The sequence below is a fragment of the Pseudomonas sp. PS02303 genome (genome assembly GCF_029959925.1).
Taxonomy (GTDB): Bacteria; Pseudomonadota; Gammaproteobacteria; order Pseudomonadales; family Pseudomonadaceae; genus Aquipseudomonas; species Aquipseudomonas mandelii.
Genome location: NZ_JASCOM010000020.1, coordinates 38723 through 59341, shown reverse-complemented (window position 1 = coordinate 59341; position 20619 = coordinate 38723). Strand labels below are relative to the sequence as shown.

Annotated in this window: 19 protein-coding genes; 12 read left to right on the top strand and 7 right to left on the bottom strand. The window is 60.6% G+C overall.

Annotated features, from left to right (window positions below; all coding sequences use genetic code 11):
* Positions 1 to 99: 99 nt before the first annotated feature.
* The 4 genes from ehuA to ehuB all read right to left on the bottom strand — a co-directional run bounded on the left by ehuA (position 100) and on the right by ehuB (position 3214).
* Positions 100 to 894 (bottom strand): ectoine/hydroxyectoine ABC transporter ATP-binding protein EhuA, encoded by a 795-nt coding sequence (gene ehuA, locus QMX98_RS08215; RefSeq protein ID WP_010458189.1) that lies wholly within the window; start codon positions 892 to 894, stop codon positions 100 to 102.
* Positions 895 to 974: 80 nt separating this feature from the next.
* Positions 975 to 1631, bottom strand: a complete 657-nt coding sequence (ehuD, locus tag QMX98_RS08210) for an ectoine/hydroxyectoine ABC transporter permease subunit EhuD (RefSeq protein ID WP_010458188.1) — start codon at positions 1629 to 1631, stop codon at positions 975 to 977.
* Positions 1628 to 2287, bottom strand: a complete 660-nt coding sequence (gene ehuC, locus QMX98_RS08205) for an ectoine/hydroxyectoine ABC transporter permease subunit EhuC (RefSeq protein ID WP_010458187.1) — start codon at positions 2285 to 2287, stop codon at positions 1628 to 1630. Before ehuC ends, ehuD begins: the two co-directional genes overlap by 4 nt.
* A 69-nt stretch (positions 2288 to 2356) precedes the next feature.
* A complete protein-coding gene (gene ehuB / locus QMX98_RS08200) occupies positions 2357 to 3214 on the bottom strand; it encodes an ectoine/hydroxyectoine ABC transporter substrate-binding protein EhuB (RefSeq protein ID WP_010458186.1) in 858 nt (285 codons plus the stop codon).
* Positions 3215 to 3494: 280 nt separating this feature from the next.
* Here ehuB and QMX98_RS08195 point away from each other — a divergent pair, with 280 nt between their 5' ends.
* The 8 genes from QMX98_RS08195 (at position 3495) to QMX98_RS08160 (ending at position 12902) form a co-directional block, all read left to right on the top strand.
* Positions 3495 to 4889: a PLP-dependent aminotransferase family protein gene (locus QMX98_RS08195; RefSeq protein ID WP_042932568.1), complete on the top strand. Its 1395-nt coding sequence runs from the start codon at positions 3495 to 3497 to the stop codon at positions 4887 to 4889.
* 107 nt (positions 4890 to 4996) lie between these two features.
* On the top strand, positions 4997 to 5968 hold the full coding sequence (gene eutB / locus QMX98_RS08190; RefSeq protein WP_010458182.1) for a hydroxyectoine utilization dehydratase EutB: 972 nt from the start codon (positions 4997 to 4999) through the stop codon (positions 5966 to 5968).
* Positions 5969 to 6007: 39 nt separating this feature from the next.
* The gene (locus QMX98_RS08185) at positions 6008 to 7000 is read left to right on the top strand and encodes a cyclodeaminase (RefSeq protein ID WP_154912450.1); all 993 of its coding nucleotides are present in this window, start codon (positions 6008 to 6010) and stop codon (positions 6998 to 7000) included.
* A gap of 42 nt (positions 7001 to 7042) precedes the next feature.
* A complete protein-coding gene (gene doeA, locus QMX98_RS08180) occupies positions 7043 to 8233 on the top strand; it encodes an ectoine hydrolase DoeA (RefSeq protein WP_200666992.1) in 1191 nt (396 codons plus the stop codon).
* 3 nt (positions 8234 to 8236) lie between these two features.
* Positions 8237 to 9238 carry a N(2)-acetyl-L-2,4-diaminobutanoate deacetylase DoeB gene (gene doeB, locus QMX98_RS08175; RefSeq protein ID WP_083375770.1) on the top strand — a complete coding sequence of 334 codons (1002 nt, stop codon included), beginning with the start codon at positions 8237 to 8239 and terminating at the stop codon, positions 9236 to 9238.
* A 68-nt stretch (positions 9239 to 9306) separates the two neighbouring features.
* The gene (locus tag QMX98_RS08170; RefSeq protein ID WP_083375771.1) at positions 9307 to 9786 is read left to right on the top strand and encodes an Lrp/AsnC family transcriptional regulator; all 480 of its coding nucleotides are present in this window, start codon (positions 9307 to 9309) and stop codon (positions 9784 to 9786) included.
* 246 nt (positions 9787 to 10032) lie between these two features.
* Complete coding sequence (locus tag QMX98_RS08165) at positions 10033 to 11505, top strand: NAD-dependent succinate-semialdehyde dehydrogenase (RefSeq protein WP_010458172.1); 1473 nt, start codon at positions 10033 to 10035, stop codon at positions 11503 to 11505.
* Positions 11506 to 11516: 11 nt separating this feature from the next.
* Positions 11517 to 12902 (top strand): aspartate aminotransferase family protein, encoded by a 1386-nt coding sequence (locus QMX98_RS08160; protein WP_010458170.1) that lies wholly within the window; start codon positions 11517 to 11519, stop codon positions 12900 to 12902.
* A 172-nt stretch (positions 12903 to 13074) separates the two neighbouring features.
* Here the strand turns inward: QMX98_RS08160 and QMX98_RS08155 are convergent, their stop codons facing one another.
* Positions 13075 to 13509, bottom strand: coding sequence for a DUF1043 family protein (locus tag QMX98_RS08155; protein WP_010458168.1), 435 nt, complete (start codon positions 13507 to 13509; stop codon positions 13075 to 13077).
* A 144-nt stretch (positions 13510 to 13653) separates the two neighbouring features.
* On the opposite strand from QMX98_RS08155, the gene QMX98_RS08150 reads away from it, so the two are divergent.
* From QMX98_RS08150 to zapE, 3 genes are all read left to right on the top strand, one after another.
* Entirely contained in the window at positions 13654 to 14283 is a 630-nt protein-coding gene (locus QMX98_RS08150) for an alpha/beta fold hydrolase (RefSeq protein ID WP_042932570.1), read from the top strand.
* Between the two features lie 24 nt (positions 14284 to 14307).
* Entirely contained in the window at positions 14308 to 15663 is a 1356-nt protein-coding gene (locus QMX98_RS08145) for a tryptophan--tRNA ligase (RefSeq protein WP_077748996.1), read from the top strand.
* 91 nt (positions 15664 to 15754) lie between these two features.
* On the top strand, positions 15755 to 16849 hold the full coding sequence (gene zapE / locus QMX98_RS08140) for a cell division protein ZapE (protein ID WP_010458163.1): 1095 nt from the start codon (positions 15755 to 15757) through the stop codon (positions 16847 to 16849).
* A 182-nt stretch (positions 16850 to 17031) separates the two neighbouring features.
* On the opposite strand, the gene QMX98_RS08135 is transcribed toward zapE, so the two are convergent.
* Positions 17032 to 17928, bottom strand: coding sequence for a GlxA family transcriptional regulator (locus tag QMX98_RS08135; protein ID WP_169857917.1), 897 nt, complete (start codon positions 17926 to 17928; stop codon positions 17032 to 17034).
* A 245-nt stretch (positions 17929 to 18173) separates the two neighbouring features.
* Between QMX98_RS08135 and QMX98_RS08130 the strand changes: the two genes are divergently transcribed.
* A complete protein-coding gene (locus QMX98_RS08130) occupies positions 18174 to 19310 on the top strand; it encodes an acyl-CoA dehydrogenase family protein (RefSeq protein ID WP_282410534.1) in 1137 nt (378 codons plus the stop codon).
* Positions 19311 to 19413: 103 nt separating this feature from the next.
* Here QMX98_RS08130 and QMX98_RS08125 read toward each other — a convergent pair whose 3' ends face one another.
* Complete coding sequence (locus tag QMX98_RS08125; protein WP_010458157.1) at positions 19414 to 20454, bottom strand: NADP(H)-dependent aldo-keto reductase; 1041 nt, start codon at positions 20452 to 20454, stop codon at positions 19414 to 19416.
* Positions 20455 to 20619: the final 165 nt, after the last annotated feature.

Here is a 20619-nt window from a genome sequence, read left to right as displayed (position 1 = left end):
CGCGAAGGCGGCGTGTCAGACAACAATCAGGTTGGGCTGACACGCCGCCTTCGCGAGCAGGCTCGCTCCCACATTTGGTTTTGGCCTGTCGCGACTTTCCTAGTTGGCTTCTTTTACCGCGCTGAGAAACGCGCAAGTACGTTCCTGTTGCGGGTGCTCGAAGATCTGCTGCGGCGTGCCTTGTTCATGGATCTGGCCCTTGTAGAAGAAGCACACGCGATCAGCGAACTCCCGGGCAAACCCCATCTGGTGTGTGACCATCAGCATGGTCAGGTTGTGCTCGGCACCGAGTTTGCGGATCACGTTGAGCACTTCGCCGCACAATTCCGGGTCGAGCGCCGAGGTGACTTCGTCAAACAGCATGACCTTGGGCCGCATCGCCAATGCCCGGGCAATCGCGACCCGTTGTTGCTGCCCGCCCGACAGTTGCGAAGGGTAGTGCCCCAGTTTGCTGCCCAGCCCGACCAGTTCCAGCAAATCTGCCGCCCGTTCCCGCGCTTCGGCCGGTTTCATGCCGAGCACCTGCACCGGCGCTTCGATGACGTTTTGCAGCGCCGTCATGTGCGGGAACAGGTTGAAGCTCTGGAACACCATGCCGATCTTGCCGCGAACGCGACGGATATGCCGATCATTGGCCGGTACCAGCACGCCATTGCGGTTAGGCATGTGGGTCAGCAGGTCATCCTCGATGCGGATCAGTCCGTCATCGATGCCCTCAAGCGTCATCAACACCCGCAGCAGCGTGGATTTGCCCGAGCCACTGGGGCCGATGATCGCGACTTTCTCCCCTGGCGTAACGTCCAGGTTCAGGTGGTCGAGTACGGTGAAATTGCCGTAACTCTTGGTGACGTCCTGGAAGCTGACAATCGGCTTGACCGGATTGGGTTCATGCATGGCCGTGGCCTCCTGCGGATGCAGCGGTGACGGATGGCTGCGCCGGGAAAGGTCGGTAGGTGTCGAGAGTGGAGAAGTCATTAGCGTAGCTCCAGGCGCACTTCAAGGCGCCGTACCAGATAAGCCAAGGCGATGCTCAGGGCGAGGAAAAACAGACCGACCATGGTGATCGGCTCCAGGTAGCGGAAGTTCTCGGAACCGATGTTTTTGGCCTGTTGCATGATTTCCACCACGGTAATCGCCGACAGCACCGGTGTGTCCTTGAGCATCGCCACCAGGTAGTTGCCCAATGGCGGCAGGATCGGCCGCAGGGCCTGGGGCAAGATGATGTTGCGGTAGGCGCTATAGGGCGCGATGTTCAGCGCCGTGACCGCTTCCCATTGCGCTCGCGGCACGGCGTCGAGGCCGCCGCGATACACCTCGGCGATGTAGCAGGCGTAATGCAGGCCGATGCCGAGAATCCCGACTTGCATGGCCGTCATGCTGACGCCGTAATTGGGCAGCACGTAGTAGAGGAAATACACCTGGATCAGCAGCGGCGTGCTGCGGATGAACTCGATCACCCCGGTTGCCGGCCACGACAACCAGACTCTGCGGCTGCGTCGGCCAATCGCCAGGAACAGCCCCAGGACAATGGCGATCAGGAAACCGATCAGGGTAATCCCCACGGTGTTGAGCGAAGCGCGCAGCAAATCGGGGAGGATTTGCCAGGCGTAGGTCCAGTCGAACAGTGTCATGACAGACCTCCACGCATCCGCCCGCGAGCCAGACGCCGCTCTATCTGGCGCATGCCGATATTGATGGCTTGCGCCAGGACGAAGTAGATCACCAGCGCCAGGCTGAAGATTTCCAGGGTCTGGAAGGTTGCCTGATCGAGTTGCCGGGCACGAAAGCTCAGGTCCGACAACGTGATCAGCGACACCAGCGAGGTGTTTTTCAGCAATTCGATCAGCAGGTTGGTGCCGGGTGGGATGGCCGCGAGTAAGGCCTGCGGCAGGATGATCCGCCGAAAGCGTTTGTAGCCGCTGAAGTTCAGCGCCGTTGACGCTTCGTACTGACCTTTGGCGACCGAGCTGATCGCGCCGCGCATCACCTCGGCGCCGTAAGCGCCGATGTGCAGGCCGAGGCCGACAATGGCCACGCTGTAGGGGCTCAGCTCAATATTGAACGGCGGCAACGGCAGCACAAAAAACAGCCAGAACAATTGCACCAGCAACGACGTGCCGCGGAACACTTCAATGTAAGCAATCGAAAACCAGCGCAGTGCCCGCCATGGCGACATGCGCCCGAGTGCCGCCAGAATGGCGGCGACAATCGCCAGCAGCGAGCCGAAGAATGTCACCTGGAGGGTTACCCAGGCGCCTTGTATCAACAGCGGAAGTAATTCACCCATGATTCAACCTGGCCATCCGGAGTAAGCAGGGGAAATAGGCATCGCGCCGTGGCGCCATGCCTGTTTCGACTATTGAGCGCAGAGCTCGGCAGCCGTTTTGCTTGTCACGTTGGATTTGTCGAAGCCGAAAGGGGCGACCGCCTTGAGGTGCTCTTCGGAGCCCAGCCACTTTTTCATCTCGGCGTTGACCGCATCACGCAGGTCCTTGTCTTCCGGGCGGAAGGCGAGGGCGCCGTAGCCGATGTGCGACGGATCGTCCTTGAACTCAGTGACGGCTTCGACTTTCTCGCCGCCCTTGGCGGCCAGGCCTTTCATGGTCAGTTGCGTGCCCACTGCCGCGTCGGCACGGCCGGCGCGCACGGCTTGCAGCTGCGCGGTGGTGTCCGGCACCTGAAGGATTTGCGCATCCTTCACGCCGGAGTCACGCGCATAGGCCAGGTTCACCGTGCCGGCCATGATCGCCAGCTTCACATCAGGGTTCTTGGCGATGTCTTCATAGCTGTGCAGGTTCTTCGGGTTGCCTTTGGCCGTGAGCAGGGCATCCGGCAGCTGGTACTGCGGATCAGTAAACAGCACCTGCTTGCAACGAGCCGGGGTGATGTACATGCCGGCGGCAATCACGTCGAATCGCCCCGCGCGCAGTCCCGGGATCAAGGAGCCCCATTCGGTCAACACACCGTCGACTTTCTTGATGCCCATCTTCTCGAAGATCGCTTTGGCGATTTCCGGCGATTCGCCGGTAACCTTGCCGTCGGTTTCGGTATAGGCGAAAGGGGTTTCGTTGGCGTAACCGATGCGAATGCTGCTGTTCTGTTTGACGGTTTCCAGCGTATTGGCGGCGTGGGCGCTGGCAGCCAGGCCGAACAAGGCACACGCCACGAACAGACGACGCAAAACATGGGGGGTGCGGGTGGGGAAATTGCTCATCGATAAAATCTCCTGTTTCTTGTGGACCCGTCTGTGACGGCTCTGTGGTAGGAGGCAGTGTGACAAGAGCAAAACGTATAAGGACTGATCCATGACGCGGGACGCAGTTCCGATACAGGTCGATTGGTTTTGTTGTAGGGGCTTGAAACGTGCCCGGGCATCGACCTTGAACCGAGCATACAAAAGCCTCGGGCATCGTGGCATTGCACTAGGACAATTGCTTTGCATGTATTCTCGCGGGATGCTGTGCGCACTGGCACCTACGCGGGTTTTAGCGCCGATGGATAAGTGGAAAGCAGCATTGGACGTCGCCCGCAGCGGTGAGTCCAAATACAAGATCCTGGTGCAGGCCATCGCCGACGACATCGAGCAAGGCGTGTTGGCCAACGATCAGCGCCTGCCGCCGCAACGGCACGTCGCCGATGCGATGGGCATCAGCGTGCAGACGGTCACCAACGCCTATAAGGAGCTGGAGCGCCAGGGTCTGGTGCGTTGCGAAGTCGGGCGCGGCAGCTTTGTGTCGCGACGCATGAGCGATCGGGTCGCCACCTATATTCTCGACAGCCCCGAGCGGGCCCTGGTGGATTTTTCCATCACCCGGATCATGCACACCCGTGAGCATGACCAATTCTGGCGCGAGACCTGCCGCGAACTCAGCACCGAAGAGGATCAGCCGTGGATTCATGCTTTTCGTCCGATTGCCGGGTTCGAATCGCACCGGGAAGCGGCCATGCACTGGATCGGGCGACAAGGGTTACGGGTCGAGCGTGACGACATCCTGATCACCAACGGCGCGGCCCACGGCATCTTTCTCGCGCTGGCTTCCTTGGCCGGCCCGGACGATGTGGTGCTGTGCGAGGGCGTCACCGACCACGGTGTGATCGGCAATTCCCAGGTGCTGGGGTTTACCCTCAAAGGCCTGGAGATGGACCGTTACGGCATTGACCCCGAGCATTTTGAAGACATGTGCAGTAACGAGCGCATCACCGCGCTGGTCTGTACACCGAACCTGAACAACCCCACCACCAGCCTGATGCCGGATAGTCGCCGGCGTGAAATCGCCGAGATCGCCCGGCGCTTCGGGGTGCACATCATTGAAGACGATGTGTACGGCCCGTTGCTCGATGAGCGACGCGCGCCGCCGATCAGTCATTACCTGCCGGAGCTGTCGTTCTATTGCACCAGCATGACCAAGTCGGTGCTCACCGGTTTGCGCATCGGTTATCTGGTCGTGCCCAAGCGGCTGGCGCTGCGCACCGAGAGTATCTTGCGGGTCAACAGCTGGATGGCCACGCCCATGGTGTCCGAGATCGCGGCGCGCTGGATTCGTGATGGTCGCGCCGACACCCTGGTGGGCCTGCAGCGCAAACTCCTGGCGGGCCGCCAGGCGCTGGTCACTGAGTATCTGGACGAATACCTGATCGCCCAGCACCCCTATGCCTTGAACGCCTGGATCGGAATTCCGCCCCATTGGGAAATCGACAGCCTGGTCCGGGCATTGCGCCACAAACACATTGCCGTCACTTCACCTGACCCGTTCACCGTGCGCGGCACGCCTCGGCCGCGAGCGGTGCGGGTCTGTGTGGGCGCCGAATGCAGTGATGAAGAAATGCGTGTTGCGTTGATCGGCATGCGCGAGATCTTCGGCCAATACCCGCAGATCCATGACTTTTGAGCGAGAAAAAGTTCGCGAAAAGTTTGTCGGGTAAATTGCCCTAGTACATTCATCGCGACAATCCAGCCCTCTTAGACTGCGCCCAACACCTCGGTTGGGATGCGGTCATGTCAGCACTGCAATTGAACGATATTTACCTCGCTCGCCAGCGGATCGAATCGTTGGTTCGGCGAACGCCCATGGAGTATTCACCCAGCCTCTCGCAGCGCTTGGGTGTGGCGGTGTTTCTCAAGCTCGAATCCCTGCAACTGACCGGCAGCTTCAAGTTGCGTGGCGCCAGCAATGCCGTGGCGCAGCTTGATGTGGAGCAAAAGGCCCGTGGCGTGGTGGCCGCCTCGACCGGCAATCACGGTCGGGCGCTGGCGTATGCCGCGTCCCGGCAAGGTGTGAGGGCGACCATTTGCCTGTCGCGCCTGGTGCCGGCGAACAAGGTGCAGGCCATTCGGGATCTGGGGGCCGAGGTGTGCATCGTCGGTCACTCTCAGGACGATGCCCAGCGCGAAGCCGAACGGATTGCCAGCGAGCAGGGCGCAACATTGCTGCCGCCCTTCGACCACCCGGCGATCATCGCGGGGCAAGGCACCCTCGGGCTGGAAATCCTCGAGCAGCAGCCAGAGGTGGCGCAAGTGCTGGTGCCGTTATCCGGCGGCGGTCTGTTTGCCGGCGTGGCACTGGCGATCAAAAGCGCCAATCCACACATCGTCACTCACGGCATCAGCATGCAGCGCGGCGCGGCGATGCACGCCAGCCTTGAAGCCGGGCATCCGGTCGAAGTCGAGGAGTTGCCGACCCTGGCCGATTCGCTCGGCGGCGGCATCGGTCTGGACAATCGTTACACCTTCAACATGACCCGCAACCTGTGCGACCACCTGCATTTGCTCAGCGAAGCCTCTATCGCCAATGCCATCCGCCATGCCTACCGCGAAGAGCGTCTGGTGCTCGAAGGCGCGGCGGCGGTCGGCATTGCCGCGTTGCTCGACGGCTTGATTGAGCCGCGCGGGCCGATCGTGGTGGTGGTCAGCGGCCGCAACGTCGATGTCGATCAGCATTTACGCGTGCTCGCCGGAGCCGATGCGTGAACCCCACAACAATAACCATCCGATTGGAGCGCTGCGTTGATGAGTGACATTACTTTATTGAGCGAAGCGGATTTGCGCGCCTGTGTGGCGCTGGATTTGCCGAGTATCGAAGCCATCGAGCAAGCCTTTGTGCTGCTGGCCACGGCCGCCGTGGCAATGCCGCCGATCCTGCGTCTGGACATCCCGGAGCACAACGGCGAAGTGGACGTAAAGACCGCGTATCTGCCGGGTCTGGAGCGTTTTGCGATCAAGGTCAGCCCGGGCTTTTTCGATAACCCGGCACTCGGCCTGCCGAGCCTCAACGGCATGATGATGCTGTTGTCGGCGCGCACCGGTTTGCTGGAGGCCTTGTTGCTGGATAACGGTTACCTGACGGCCGTGCGCACTGCGGCGGCGGGTGCGGTGGCGGCGCGGGCCCTGTCGCGGCCCGACAGTCGCAACGTTGCGCTGATCGGGGCCGGCGAGCAGGCCGCGCTGCAGTTGCAGGCCTTGCGCCTGGTGCGTCCGATTGAATCGGTGCGCGTCTGGGCGCGTGACAGCGCCAAGGCAAACAGCTTCAGTGCAGAACTGGCGCGCAGCAGCGGTCTGGCGGTGACGCCTTGCGCGAGTATCGAAGAGGCCATGGCCGACGCGGACATTGCGATCACTTGCACGCCCAGTCGTGAACCCTTGATTGAAGCGCGCCATTTGCATCCCGGCCTGCACATCACTGCCATGGGCTCCGACGCCGAACACAAAAACGAAATTTCGCCCCAGGCGTTGGCGCAGGCCGACCTCTACGTGGCTGATCGCTTGAGCCAGACCCGCCTCCTCGGTGAATTGCATCACGCCTTGGCGGCCGGCGTCATGGCCGATGAATCGCGCCTGGTCGAGTTGGGTCAGGTGCTGGCCGGGCAACGTCCCGGCCGCACCGATGCGGCACAGATCACCGTGTGTGACCTCACCGGTACCGGCGCTCAAGACACCGCCATCGCCAATCTGGCCTTCGAGCGTGCGCGCTCGGCCGGCAAGGGTTTTCAGTTCGGCAGCTAAGCCGTTTTTTCATCCGTGCGTCATTTATCAGAGGGCATGTGCATGTCTCAGATAGTCGTCAATCTCCCGTTCGAACGGGAGGAATACGCCCAGCGTCTGGCCAGGGTTCGAACGGCCATGCAGGCTCAGGGCATCGAGTTGCTGCTGGTCACTGATCCATCGAACATGGCCTGGCTGACCGGCTATGACGGTTGGTCGTTTTACGTCCATCAATGCGTGTTGCTGGCGCTCGACGGCGAGCCGGTCTGGTTCGGGCGCGGGCAAGATGCCAACGGCGCCAAACGCACCGTGTTCATGCAGCATGAAAACATCATCGGGTACCCGGACATTTATGTGCAGTCCCGGGAACGCCATCCAATGGATTACCTGTCGCGCGAAGTCATCAGCGCTCGCGGCTGGGACGCGCTGACCATTGGCGTGGAAATGGACAACTATTACTTCAGCGCCGCCGCCTATCTGTCGCTGAAGAAACACCTGCCAAAGGCCACGCTGATCGACGCGGTCGGGCTGGTGAACTGGCAGCGGGCGATCAAGTCGCCCCAGGAAATCGCCTACATGCGCATCGCCGCGCGCATCGTTGAAAACATGCACGCGCGGATCCTTGAACGCATTGAGCCGGGCATGCGCAAAAACGAACTGGTGGCCGAGATCTACAGCAGCGGCATTCTCGGCGCCGACGGTCATGGCGGTGATTACCCGGCCATCGTGCCGCTGTTGCCGACCGGCGCCGATGCCAGCGCGCCGCACCTGACCTGGGACGACACGCCATTCGAGAAGGGCGCCGGCACGTTCTTCGAAATTGCCGGTTGCTACAAGCGATATCACTGCCCGTTGTCGCGCACCATTTATCTGGGCAAACCGCCGCAGCATTTCCTCGACGGCGAAAAAGCCGTGGTCGAAGGCATCGCCGCCGGGCTCGAAGCGGCCAAGCCAGGAAACACCACGGGTGACATTGCCGTCGCGTTTTTCAAAGTGCTGGAGAAGTTCGGCATCCACAAGGACAGCCGTTGCGGTTATCCGATCGGGATCAGTTATCCGCCGGATTGGGGCGAGCGCACCATGAGTTTGCGTCCCGGCGACACCAGCGTGTTGCAACCCGGCATGACCTTCCACTTCATGCCGGGCCTGTGGATGGACGATTGGGGGCTGGAAATCACCGAGAGCATTTTGATCACCGAGACCGGTGTCGAAACGTTGTGCAACGTGCCACGCCAACTGTTCGTGAAGGATTGAGCCATGAGCGAATTGCCTGATAACCCGATCAGCGCCACGGTGGATTTCGCCCGCGAAGGCGTGCAGCACGGGTTTCTCAAACTGCCGTATTCGCGGGACGATTCGGCCTGGGGCGCGGTGATGATTCCGCTGACGGTGATTCAGCGTGGTCAGGGACCGACGGCGCTGCTGACCGGCGGTAACCACGGCGACGAATACGAAGGCCCGGTTGCGCTGAGCAAACTGGCGCAGGGCCTGACGGCTGGTGAAGTGAGCGGGCGGGTGATCATCGTCCCGTTCATGAATACCCCGGCGTTCCACGCCGGACGGCGCACGTCGCCCATCGACAAGGGCAACCTGAATCGCAGTTTTCCCGGCAAGCCGGACGGCACGGTGACCGAGAAAATCGCCGATTACTTCAACCGGACCTTGTTGCCTTTGGCCGATATCGTGCTGGACATTCATTCCGGCGGCCGCACCCTGGATTTCCTGCCGTTCGCCGCGAGTCATGTGCTGCCCGATAAACACCAGCAAGCCCGATGCGAAGCCGGCATGCGCGCGTTCAATGCCCCCTACAGCATGCGCATGCTGGAGCTGGATGCGGGGGCGATGTACGACACAGCCGCCGAGCGACAGGGCAAAGTTTTCGTCACCACCGAACTGGGTGGCGGTGGTTCGTCCAGCGCACGCAGTGTGGCGATCGCCGAGCGCGGGGTGCGCAATCTGCTGGTGCATGCCGGGATTCTCGAAGGCGAGGTCCAGACCGCTGCGTCGATCATGCTCGACATGCCGGATGCTGATTGCTTCATTGCCAGCGAACATGACGGCTTGCTGGAAATGTGTCGCGATCTGGGTGACAACGTGAGCAAGGGCGAGGTGATTGCCCGGGTTTATGACGCCACCCGCAGCGGTGTTGCCCCGGTGGAGTATCGTGCGGCCCGCAGCGGTTTGCTGGCGGCGCGGCATTTCCCCGGGTTGGTGCAGTGCGGTGACACCGTGGCAGTCATCGCCGAAGTTTTGGCGTAACACAATCCTTGTGGGAGCGGGCAAGCCAGCTCCCACAAGGTCCCAATGGCACAGGAGTTCCTCGGCCCATGCACAAGCTTGATCGCTACGACCTGAAAATCCTGCGAATCCTTGCCGAAGACGGGCGGATCACCAAGTCGAGCCTGGCCGACGCGATCAATCTATCGGTGACCCCGGCCTGGGAGCGCGTGCGCAAACTGGAAGCGCTTGGGTTGATCAAGGGCTACCGGGCGCAGATTGACTGGAATGCGGTATTCAAAAGTCAGCAGGTCCTGGTCGAAATCACCCTGGCCCGACACACCGCACAGGATATGCGCCGGTTCGAGCAACGCATGTGCGAGGCGGCTGAAGTGGCGTTCTGTTACGCCACCGGTGGCGGGGTGGATTACATGGCGATGATCCAGGCGCCGGACATCGATCACTACCAGCGGTTTATCGACCAGCTGCTGCTCGACGATCTGGGCATCGAGCGTTACTTCACCTACATCGTGACCAAGACCATCAAGACCGCCGGCGCCTTGCCGGCGGAGCTGGCACAAGAGCCCTGAACACGACAGATCCGTGTGGGAGAGGGCTTGCTCACGTTGACTGACACGCCGCTTTCGCGAGCTGGCTCGCTCCCACATGACTGCTTGTCTGACTGAAAGAACAGTGTTCGTTAAGGCTCACCGCAAAATCTTCGGTTTTGCGCTGTTCAATCAGAAAAAACCGCCTGCCAAGCCCCGCCAAACACCCAATAACCCGAGCCGAGCTGCCCTAGCATGGTTCCACGCACACGGTTTGGAGTAACCGCCATGACATACAAACATCCGCTGCTGTTCAAGGCACTGTGTTACGTCGATGGGCATTGGGTCCACAGCGACAGTGGTCACAGTGTCGCCGTGCATAACCCTGCCGACCTGAAATTGATCGGCCACGTGCCGATGCTCGATCAGCCGCAGATTGTCGCGGCTGTCGATGCCGCGCACCGGGCCTTTGCCGGCTGGCGCGAACAAAGCCTCGATGCGCGTGGGACGATTTTGCGGCGCTGGGCGGCGTTGATCCTTGAGCATCAGGAAGACCTGGCACGCATCCTCAGTCAGGAACAAGGCAAGCCGCTAGCCGAGTCTCGTGGGGAAATCGCTTACGCTGCGAGTTTCATTCCCTGGTTCGCCGAGGAAGCACGGCGTCTTTATGGGCAAAACATTCCCAGCCACATTCCTGGTGCACATCTGGGCACTCTCAAGGAGCCGGTCGGCGTCTGTGCACTGCTGACACCGTGGAATTTTCCGTCGGCCATGATCACCCGCAAAGCGGCCGCCGCCTTGGCCGCTGGCTGCACCGTGGTGATCAAACCGGCCCATGAAACGCCTTTTTCAGCTTTGGCGCTGGCGCAACTGGCGGAGGAGGCGGGCTTCCCGGCGGGCGTGTTCAACGTGGTGCTGGGCGAGCCGCAGATGACCATGCAAACCCTGGTGCAGGACAGCCGCGTGCGTTCGGTCAGCTTCACCGGCTCGACCCGCGTCGGCAAGTTGGTGTTGCAAGCGGCGGCGCAGGACGTGAAGAAAGTCTCGCTGGAACTGGGCGGCAATGCGCCGTTCATCGTCTGCGCCGATGCCGATCTGGCGCTGGCGGTGAAAGTCGCCGTAGAAGCCAAATTCCAGACCTCGGGTCAGGATTGCTGCGCGGCCAACCGGATCATGGTGCAGCGCTCGATTTACCCGGAATTCCTCCAGCGCTTTGCCGCTGCGGTTCGCGAGCTGCGGGTCGGTCCGGCCCTGGTGGGCGATCAAGAACAACCTGTCGACATCGGCCCGTTGATGCACCGGGCCGCTTTCGAGGTGACGGCCGAGCGTGTGGCTGACGCCCTTCAACTCGGTGCGCAACGCTTGGTCGGCGGCGAGGCTCACGCCTTGGGGGGATTGTTCTACCAGCCGACGGTGCTCGCGGATGTCACCCCGCAGATGCGCATCTACCGCGAAGAGAATTTCGCGCCGATTGCGGGGGTGATGCCGTTTGACACCCTTGAGCACGCCATCGAAATGGCCAACGACACCGAATACGGTTTGGCCGCCTACATTTGTTCCAATCGCCTGGACCTGATCTACCCGCTGATTCGCCGACTCGACCACGCCATGGTCGCGGTCAACGGCGTCAAGTTCACCGGCCATCCGATTCCGTTCGGTGGCATGAAAGCCTCGGGTCTGGGCCGCGAAGGCGGCACCGAGGGCTTCGAAGCCTTTGTCGAAACCAAATACTTTTGCCTGCACCATCAAGGCCAGTTCTAAGGAGACATGTCATGAACCAAGAACTCGATACCCTGTTCGAACAAGACCGCGCGCACTTCATGCATCCCTCGACCCACGCCCACGACCACGCCAGCGGCGCGCTCAAGGGACGCATCATCAAGAGTGCGTCGGGCATTCGCATCCGCGACCACGAGGGCCGCGACTTCATCGACGCCTTCGCCGGCCTGTACTGCGTGAACATCGGCTACGGCCGTACCGAAGTCGCCGATGCGATCTACAAGCAGGCCAAGGAGCTGGCGTATTACCACACCTATGTGGGGCATTCGACCGAGGCGATCATCGAATTGTCCAGCCGCATCATGGACTGGGCGCCGCAGGGCATGAAAAAGGTCTATTACGGTCTGTCCGGGTCTGACGCCAACGAAACCCAGATCAAACTGGTGCGTTACTACAACAACGTATTGGGTCGCCCGCAGAAAAAGAAAATCATCTCCCGCGATCGCGGTTATCACGGCTCGGGCATCATGACCGGCAGCCTCACCGGCCTGCCGACTTTTCATCAGCACTTCGACCTGCCGGCCGAAGGCGTCAAACACACCGTTTGCCCGCACTGGTACCGCAAGGCGCCGGCCGGCATGGATGAAGCGGCGTTCGTGCGCTATTGCGCCGACGAACTGGAGAAAATGATCCTCGCCGAAGGGCCGGACACCGTGGCCGCGTTCATCGGCGAGCCGTTGATGGGCACCGGCGGCATCATCGTTCCTCCGGCGGGTTATTGGGCGGCGATTCAAGCGGTGCTCAACAAATACGACGTGTTGCTGATCGCCGATGAAGTGGTGTGCGCATTCGGTCGGCTGGGTTCGAAGATGGGCAGCCAGCGTTACGGCATGCAGCCAGACTTGATCACCACCGCCAAGGGCCTGACCAGCGCCTATGCACCGTTGTCGGCAGTGATCGTCGGCGAAAAAGTATGGGACGTAATCGAAAAAGCCTCTGAATCACAAGGTGCGATGGGCCATGGCTGGACATACTCCGGTCACCCGATCTGCGCCGCCGCGGCCTTGGCCAACCTCGATATTCTGGAGCGGGAAAACCTCACCACCAACGCCGAGAAAGTAGGCAGCTACCTGAACCGCCGGTTGCGCGAAACCCTGGAAGGCCATCCGCTGGTGGGTGAAGTGCGCGGTGACGGCATGCTTGCCGCCGTCGAGTTCATGGCCGATCGCGAGCAGCGCACGCCGTTCGACGCCGCCTTGAAGGTCGGCCCGAAAGTTTCGGCGGCCTGTCTCGAGCGCGGCATGATTGCCCGGGCGATGCCTCACGGCGACATTCTCGGCTTTGCGCCGCCGTTGATTTTGACCGAGGAAGAAGCCGACCTGATCGTCGACATCACCAAGAGCGCGGTGGATCAGGTGGCCAGCGAAGTGCTTGGCTGATCCCCAGCCTGGTTGAACAGGGCCCGTCCGATTCTCAGATCGGGCGGGCTTTTTTGCGTCGCCTGTTCAGGCCCGCAAAGAGGCCCTGACAGGCACCAAAAATCCTCGATCAGAAACAAAAAAACCTCGGACAATCACTCGTCCGAGGTTTTTTGTGTCGCGCGAGACCTGATTACTTCTTCAGGCCGTAATGCTCATCGAGCATGCCCGGCGCGTTCGGAGCTTTGGGGGCGTAGTCGCGAGGCGGTTCCTGATTGCGCGGTGGCGTCAGGCGTTCCCGTGGAGCCTGTGCCGAATCGGCGTGCAGGGCGGCCAGCAAGCGTTGACGAGTCTGCTCGTCCAGGGCCAGGCGGTTGGCACCCTCGGCGAGGTGATCCTGCACTTCCTGATAGCTCGCCGTCAGCTTCTTGACCAGGTTTGCAGTGCTGTTGAAGTGGGTGACCACCTCGTTCTGATAACTGTCGAAACGTTCCTGAATGTCATCCAGCTGACGTTGGGTGCTGCTAGGCGCGGCATTCGGCACCAAACGAGCGATCAGGAAACCAATGGCGACACCCACAACCAGGGCAAGAGTCGGCAACAACCAAACTAAGAGCGAGTGTTCCACGAGTCCTTCCTCTATAAACGGCTTTGCTTTACGTTAACGGCTCGAACCTGCGCTGTATACCGCGATTCACTCGCAATAGATTGGCACAGACAATTTGCTAGACGAGTCGACCCGATTCGAGGTCACGGAGTTCCTTCCTTGCTTATGCGCGAAACCCCTGTAGTGATTGATGGCCCGGTCGGCCAACTGGAAGCCCTTTATCTTGATAATGAGCAGCCGCGCGGCATCGCGCTGATCTGCCACCCGAACCCGGTGCAGGGCGGCACCATGCTCAATAAAGTCGTCTCGACCCTGCAGCGCACCGCGCGCGACGCCGGTTTGATTACTTTGCGCTTCAACTACCGTGGCGTCGGTGCCAGCGAAGGCACCCACGACATGGGCACCGGCGAAGTCGACGACGCCCAAGCCGTTGCCGAATGGCTACGGGCCAAACACCCCGAGTTGCCGCTGACCCTGTTCGGTTTCTCCTTTGGTGGTTTTGTTGCAGCAAGTCTCGGCGGACGCCTGGAAGCCAAGGGCGAACAGCTCAAGCATCTGTTTATGGTCGCGCCGGCTGTCATGCGCCTGGGCGATCAGGATCAACTGCCGCAGCAGGGTGAACTGACCCTGATCCAGCCGGAAACCGACGAAGTGATCGATCCGCCACTTGTTTACGAATGGTCCGACAAGCTCGAACGCCCCCATGAGCTGCTGAAAGTGGCAGAATGCGGACACTTTTTTCATGGCAAGCTGACCGATCTCAAGGATCTGATCCTGCCGCGCCTTTCGAATTGATTGCAGTCTGACAAGCGATTACCCATGACGACTCGTACCCGTATCCTCACCGGCATCACCACTACCGGCACGCCGCACCTGGGCAACTACGCCGGCGCCATCCGCCCGGCGATCCTGGCCAGCCGTGACAGCAATGCCGATTCGTTCTACTTCCTGGCCGACTACCACGCCCTGATCAAATGCGACGACCCGCTGCGCATCCAGCGCTCGCGTCTGGAAATTGCCGCGACCTGGCTGGCCGGTGGCCTGGATGTGGATCGTGTGACGTTCTATCGCCAGTCCGACATCCCGGAAATCCCCGAGCTGACCTGGCTGCTGACCTGCGTTGCCGCCAAGGGCCTGCTCAACCGCGCCCATGCCTATAAGGCCTCGGTGGACAAGAATGTCGAGACCGGCGAAGACCCGGATGCGGGCATCACCATGGGCTTGTACAGCTATCCGGTGCTGATGGCCGCGGACATCCTGATGTTCAACGCCCACAAGGTGCCGGTCGGTCGCGACCAGATCCAGCACGTGGAAATGGCCCGCGACATCGGCCAGCGCTTCAACCACCTGTTCGGCCAGGGCAAAGAATTCTTCACCATGCCGGAGGCGCTGATCGAAGAAAGCGTCGCCACGCTGCCAGGCCTCGACGGTCGCAAGATGTCGAAGAGCTACGACAACACCATTCCGTTGTTCAGCAGCGCCAAGGAAATGAAGGACGCGATCTCGCGGATCGTCACCGACTCCCGCGCGCCGGGCGAAGCCAAGGATCCGGACAACTCGCACCTGTTCACCCTGTTCCAGGCGTTTGCCACGCCGGCACAGTCCGATGAATTCCGCAGCGAACTGTTGCAGGGCCTGGGTTGGGGCGAGGCGAAGAATCGCCTGTTCCAACTGCTCGATAGCGAGCTGGGCGAGTCCCGCGAGCGTTATCACCAACTGATCGAACGCCCGGCGGACCTGGAAGACATGCTGCAACTCGGCGCGAAAAAAGCGCGTTCGGTGGCTACACCGTTCCTCCACGAACTGCGCGAAGCGGTCGGCCTGCGCTCTTTCGTCGCCCAGACTCAGGTCGCTGCCACCACCAAGAAGAAAGCCGCGAAAGCCGCGCGTTTTGTCAGCTTCCGCGAAGAAGACAGCAGTTTCCGTTTCCGTCTGCTGGCGGCCGATGGCGAGCAACTGCTGTTGTCGCGCAACTTCGCCGACGGCAAAACCGCTGGTCAAGTGACCAAGCAGCTGCAATCGGGCCAGCCGTTGGATGTGCGCAGTGAAGAGCAGAGCTTCAGCGTCTGGCTGGAAGGCGAGTGCGTGGCCGACAGCCCGACCTTTGCTGACAACGCCGCTCGCGACGTCGCCATCGACGCCCTGCGGGTTGCGCTGACACCGGTTCAGGAATAAATCAACGGCTCGACCCGACAAAGGGCCGATTGCCATTCCCACGGGCCGTCGCTACAGTGACGGCCCGTTTTTGTTGCCTTGCTAACGAATTATGACGCCCCTAGAACGATATCAAGCGGATCTGAAACGCCCGGAATTCTTCCATGACGCCGCGCAGGAAACCGCCGTGCGTCATTTGCAGCGCCTGTACGACGATCTGGTCGCTGCGTCGAACACCAAGCCGGGCCTGCTCGGCAAACTGTTTGGCAAGAAAGATCAGGCACCGGTCAAGGGCCTGTATTTCTGGGGCGGCGTGGGTCGCGGCAAGACTTACCTGGTCGACACCTTCTTCGAAGCGCTGCCGTTCAAGGAAAAGGTCCGCACTCACTTCCACCGCTTCATGAAGCGCGTGCACGAAGAGATGAAGACCCTCGGCGGCGAGAAGAACCCGCTGACCATCATCGCCAAGCGCTTCTCTGATGAAGCCCGGGTGATCTGTTTCGATGAATTCTTCGTGTCCGACATCACCGACGCGATGATCCTCGGCACGCTGATGGAAGAGCTGTTCAAGAATGGCGTGACCCTGGTCGCGACCTCGAACATCGTGCCGGACGGTCTGTACAAGGATGGCCTGCAACGTGCGCGCTTCCTGCCGGCCATCGCGCTGATCAAACAGAACACCGACATCGTCAACGTCGACAGCGGCGTCGACTATCGTCTGCGCCACCTCGAGCAAGCCGAGCTGTTCCACTTCCCGCTGGACGAAGCCGCTCAGGAAAGCCTGCGCAAAAGCTTCCGCGCCCTGACTCCGGAATGCACGGCCGCCATCGAGAATGACGTGCTGATGATCGAGAACCGCGAAATTCGCGCCGTGCGCACCTGCGATGACGTGGCCTGGTTCGACTTCCGCGAGCTGTGCGACGGCCCGCGCAGCCAGAACGATTACATCGAGCTGGGCAAGATCTTCCACGCCGTGTTGCTCAGCGGTGTCGAGCAGATGAGCGTCACCACCGACGACATCGCCCGACGCTTTATCAACATGGTCGACGAGTTCTACGACCGTAACGTCAAGCTGATCATCTCGGCTGAAGTCGAGCTCAAGGACCTCTATACCGGCGGTCGTCTGAACTTCGAGTTCCAGCGCACGCTCAGCCGTCTGCTGGAAATGCAGTCGCACGAATTCCTGTCCCGGGCGCACAAGCCGTAGGACGATTCGGAGAATAAAAAAAGGGCCTGCACATGCAGGCCCTTTTTTGTTCACCGCAGATTTCCTGTGGGAGCGAGCCTGCTCGCGAAGGCGGAGTGTCAGTCACATAGATGTTTGATGTGATACCGCTTTCGCGAGCAGGCTCGCTTGTATGTTTAGACTTGAAGGGGTGGGGTTGACGCTTAGGCGGCTTGCTGAAACTGCTGCCGATACTGATTCGGCGACAACTCGGTGTGCTGGCGGAACAGCCGCGCAAAGAAGCTCGCATCGTCATAGCCGACTTCATAGCTGATGGTCTTGATGCTCTTGCGGCTGCCCGACAGCAATCCCTTGGCGGTTTCGATGCGCAGGCGTTGCAGGTAATGCAGAGGCTTGTCGCCGGTGGCGGTCTGGAAGCGCCGCATGAAATTGCGGATGCTCATGCCGTGTTCGCGGGCGACGTCTTCGAAGCGGAATTTGTCGGCGAAGTGTTCTTCGAGCCAGTGCTGGATCTGCAGGATGATCACGTCCTGGTGCAATTTCTGTCCGCCGAAGCCGATGCGTCCTGGCGAATAGCTGCGCTGCACTTCGTAGAGAATGTCCCGGGCCACGGCCTGGGAGACGTTGGCGCCGCAGAAGCGTTCGATCAGGTAGATGTAGAGGTCGCATGCCGAGGTGGTGCCGCCTGCGCAATACAGGTTGTCGGCGTCCGTCAGGTGCTTGTCCTGATTGAGATAAACCTGTGGGAAACGCTCGGCGAAGGCATTGAAGAAGCGCCAATAGGTGGTCGCCTCCTTGCCGTTGAGCAGGCCGGCCTCGGCAAGCCAGAACACCCCGGTGGCCTCACCGCAAAGCACGGCGCCGCGAGCGTGTTGCTGACGCAACCAGGGCAGGACCTGTGGATAACGTTGGCAAAGGGTATCGAAATCGTCCCAGAAGGCCGGGAGGATAATAACGTCGGCATTTTCCAGGCCGCCGTCCACCGGCATGATCACATCGCTGAAGCTGTTCACCGGTTTGCCGTCGGGGCTGACCAGCCGGGTTTCGAACGCCGGTGTCAGGCCCTGGCCCAGTTGTTTGCCGTATCGCAGGCTGGCCAGATGAAAGAAATCCTTGGCTTGCATGAGGGTGGAAGCGAAAACCCGGTCGATAGCCAGGATGCTGACGCGCCGCAAGGGCGTGGAGACTTGGTTAGACATAATTCAACTTTATTCTTATAGGGGAAAGTGGTCACCAGACGGCTGGATCGTCTTATTTTTTGTCTGATGTGTCCAGTGTCCTGTATCGGATGCGGGGCTTAGTCTCTGAAGGTCAACTTCTTCCAACAATTAATGACAGGTGCCGCATGATCCCCAGAACCTTGTTCAGTTCCGAGCACGAATTGTTTCGCGACAGCGTGCGAACGTTCCTCGAAAAAGAGGCCGTGCCGTTCCACGGGCAATGGGAAAAACAAGGCTACATCGACCGTAAACTCTGGAACAAGGCGGGGGAGGCGGGGATGCTTTGTTCGCACCTGCCGGAGGAATACGGTGGGCTGGGGGCGGACTTTCTCTACAGCACTGTCGTGATCGAAGAGGTCGGTCGTCTCGGCCTGACTGGCATCGGTTTTTCTCTGCATTCGGACATTGTGGCGCCGTACATCCTGCATTACGGCAGTGAAGCGCTGAAGTACAAATACCTGCCGAAACTGGTGTCCGGCGAAATGGTCACCGCGATTGCCATGACCGAGCCGGGCGCCGGTTCCGACTTGCAAGGGGTGAAGACCACCGCCGTGCTGGATGGCGACGAGTACGTGATCAACGGCTCCAAGACCTTTATCACCAACGGCTTTCTGGCCGACTTGGTGATTGTCGTGGCCAAGACCGATCCGAAGGCCGGCGCGAAGGGCACCAGTCTGTTTCTGGTCGAGGCCAACACCCCGGGCTTCGACAAGGGCAAGCGCCTGGAAAAGGTCGGCATGAAGGCTCAGGACACGTCGGAGTTGTTCTTCCAGGACGTGCGGGTCCCCAAGGAGAATCTGTTGGGGCAGGCGGGCATGGGCTTCGCTTACCTGATGCAGGAGTTGCCGCAGGAGCGCCTCACCGTCGCCATTGGCGGGTTGGCGTCGGCCGAAGCTGCGTTGAAATGGACGCTCGATTACACCCGTGAACGCAAGGCGTTCGGCAAGGCGATTGCCGATTTCCAGAACACGCGCTTCAAGCTGGCGGAGATGGCGACTGAAATCCAGATCGGCCGGGTCTTCGTTGATCGCTGCCTCGAGTTGCACCTGCAAGGCAAGCTGGATGTGCCGACCGCCGCGATGGCCAAGTATTGGGGGACTGACCTGCAATGCAAGGTGCTCGACGAATGCGTGCAGTTGCATGGCGGTTACGGATTCATGTGGGAATATCCGATCGCCCGAGCGTGGGCCGATGCGCGGGTGCAGCGGATTTATGCGGGGACCAATGAAATCATGAAGGAGATTATTGCGCGGTCGCTTTGATATTACGGTGACTGTCAGGCCCTCATCGCGATCAGGCTCACTCCTGCAGGGATTGTGCAAAACCTGTGGGAGTGAGCTTTTCGCGATGGGGACTATGAGTCGATCAAGGCGCCGGGTTCGGGTGATCCTTGTGAATCGCCTCAATCCCCGCCAGCACTTCATCGGAAAGTTTCAGCTCGAAACTGGCGATGTTGCTCTCCAGTTGCTCCAGGGTTGTGGCGCCGATGATGTTGCTGGTCACAAACGGCTGCTGATTGACAAACGCCAACGCCATTTGCGCCGGGTCCAGGCCGTGTTCCCGGGCCAGTGCGACATAACGGCTGCACGCTGCTTCCGATTGCGGGTTGAAATAGCGGCTGAAGCGGCTGTAGAGGCTCAGGCGGCCTTTTGGTGGACGTGCGCCACCTTCGTACTTGCCCGACAGGAAACCGAACGCCAGCGGCGAATAGGCGAGCAGGCCGCACTGTTCGCGGATGGCGATTTCCGCCAGGCCGACCTCGAAGCTGCGGTTGAGCAGGTTGTACGGGTTCTGGATAGACACCGCGCGCGGCCAGCCACGGGCTTCGGCCAGGGCGAGGAAGCGCATGGTGCCCCATGGCGTTTCGTTGGACAGGCCGATGTGGCGGATCTTGCCGGCCTTGACCTGCTCGTCCAGCGCTTCGAGGGTGTCCTCCAGCGGCGTGAGGTTGGCTTCGGTCTGGTGTTTGTAACCGAGCTGGCCGAAGAAGTTGGTGCTGCGTTCCGGCCAGTGCAGCTGATAGAGGTCGATGTAGTCGGTTTGCAGGCGCTTGAGGCTGGCGTCCACGGCTTCAGTGATGTGCTGGCGGTTGTGTCGCAGGTTTTTATCGCGGATGTAATCGATGGTGTTGCCGGGGCCGGCGATTTTGCTGGCGAGGATCCAGTCGGAGCGATCACCGCGACTTTTGAAGTAATTGCCGATGTAGCGTTCGGTAGTGGCGTAGGTTTCGGCCTTCGGCGGCACCGGGTACATTTCGGCCGTGTCGATGAAATTGATCCCGGCGTTCTTGGCCCGTTCGATCTGGGCGAAGGCTTCAGCTTCAGTGTTTTGCTCGCCCCAGGTCATGGTTCCGAGGCAGATGGCACTCACGTTCAGATTGGTTCGGCCTAGCTGGCGATAGTCCATCGGGTGCTCCTTGGGCAAAACAATCATAAAAGCAGGTTGAATTATTTTTCGCAATCTGCATAATTGCGCACCTCTTTCTGCAGTGGAAGTGATGCGCCGCCGCCGAAGAATCTTGCCGTTGAACGGACGCGCCGACCCGAGCCCCCGAAAGCGTCTGTATCCGGC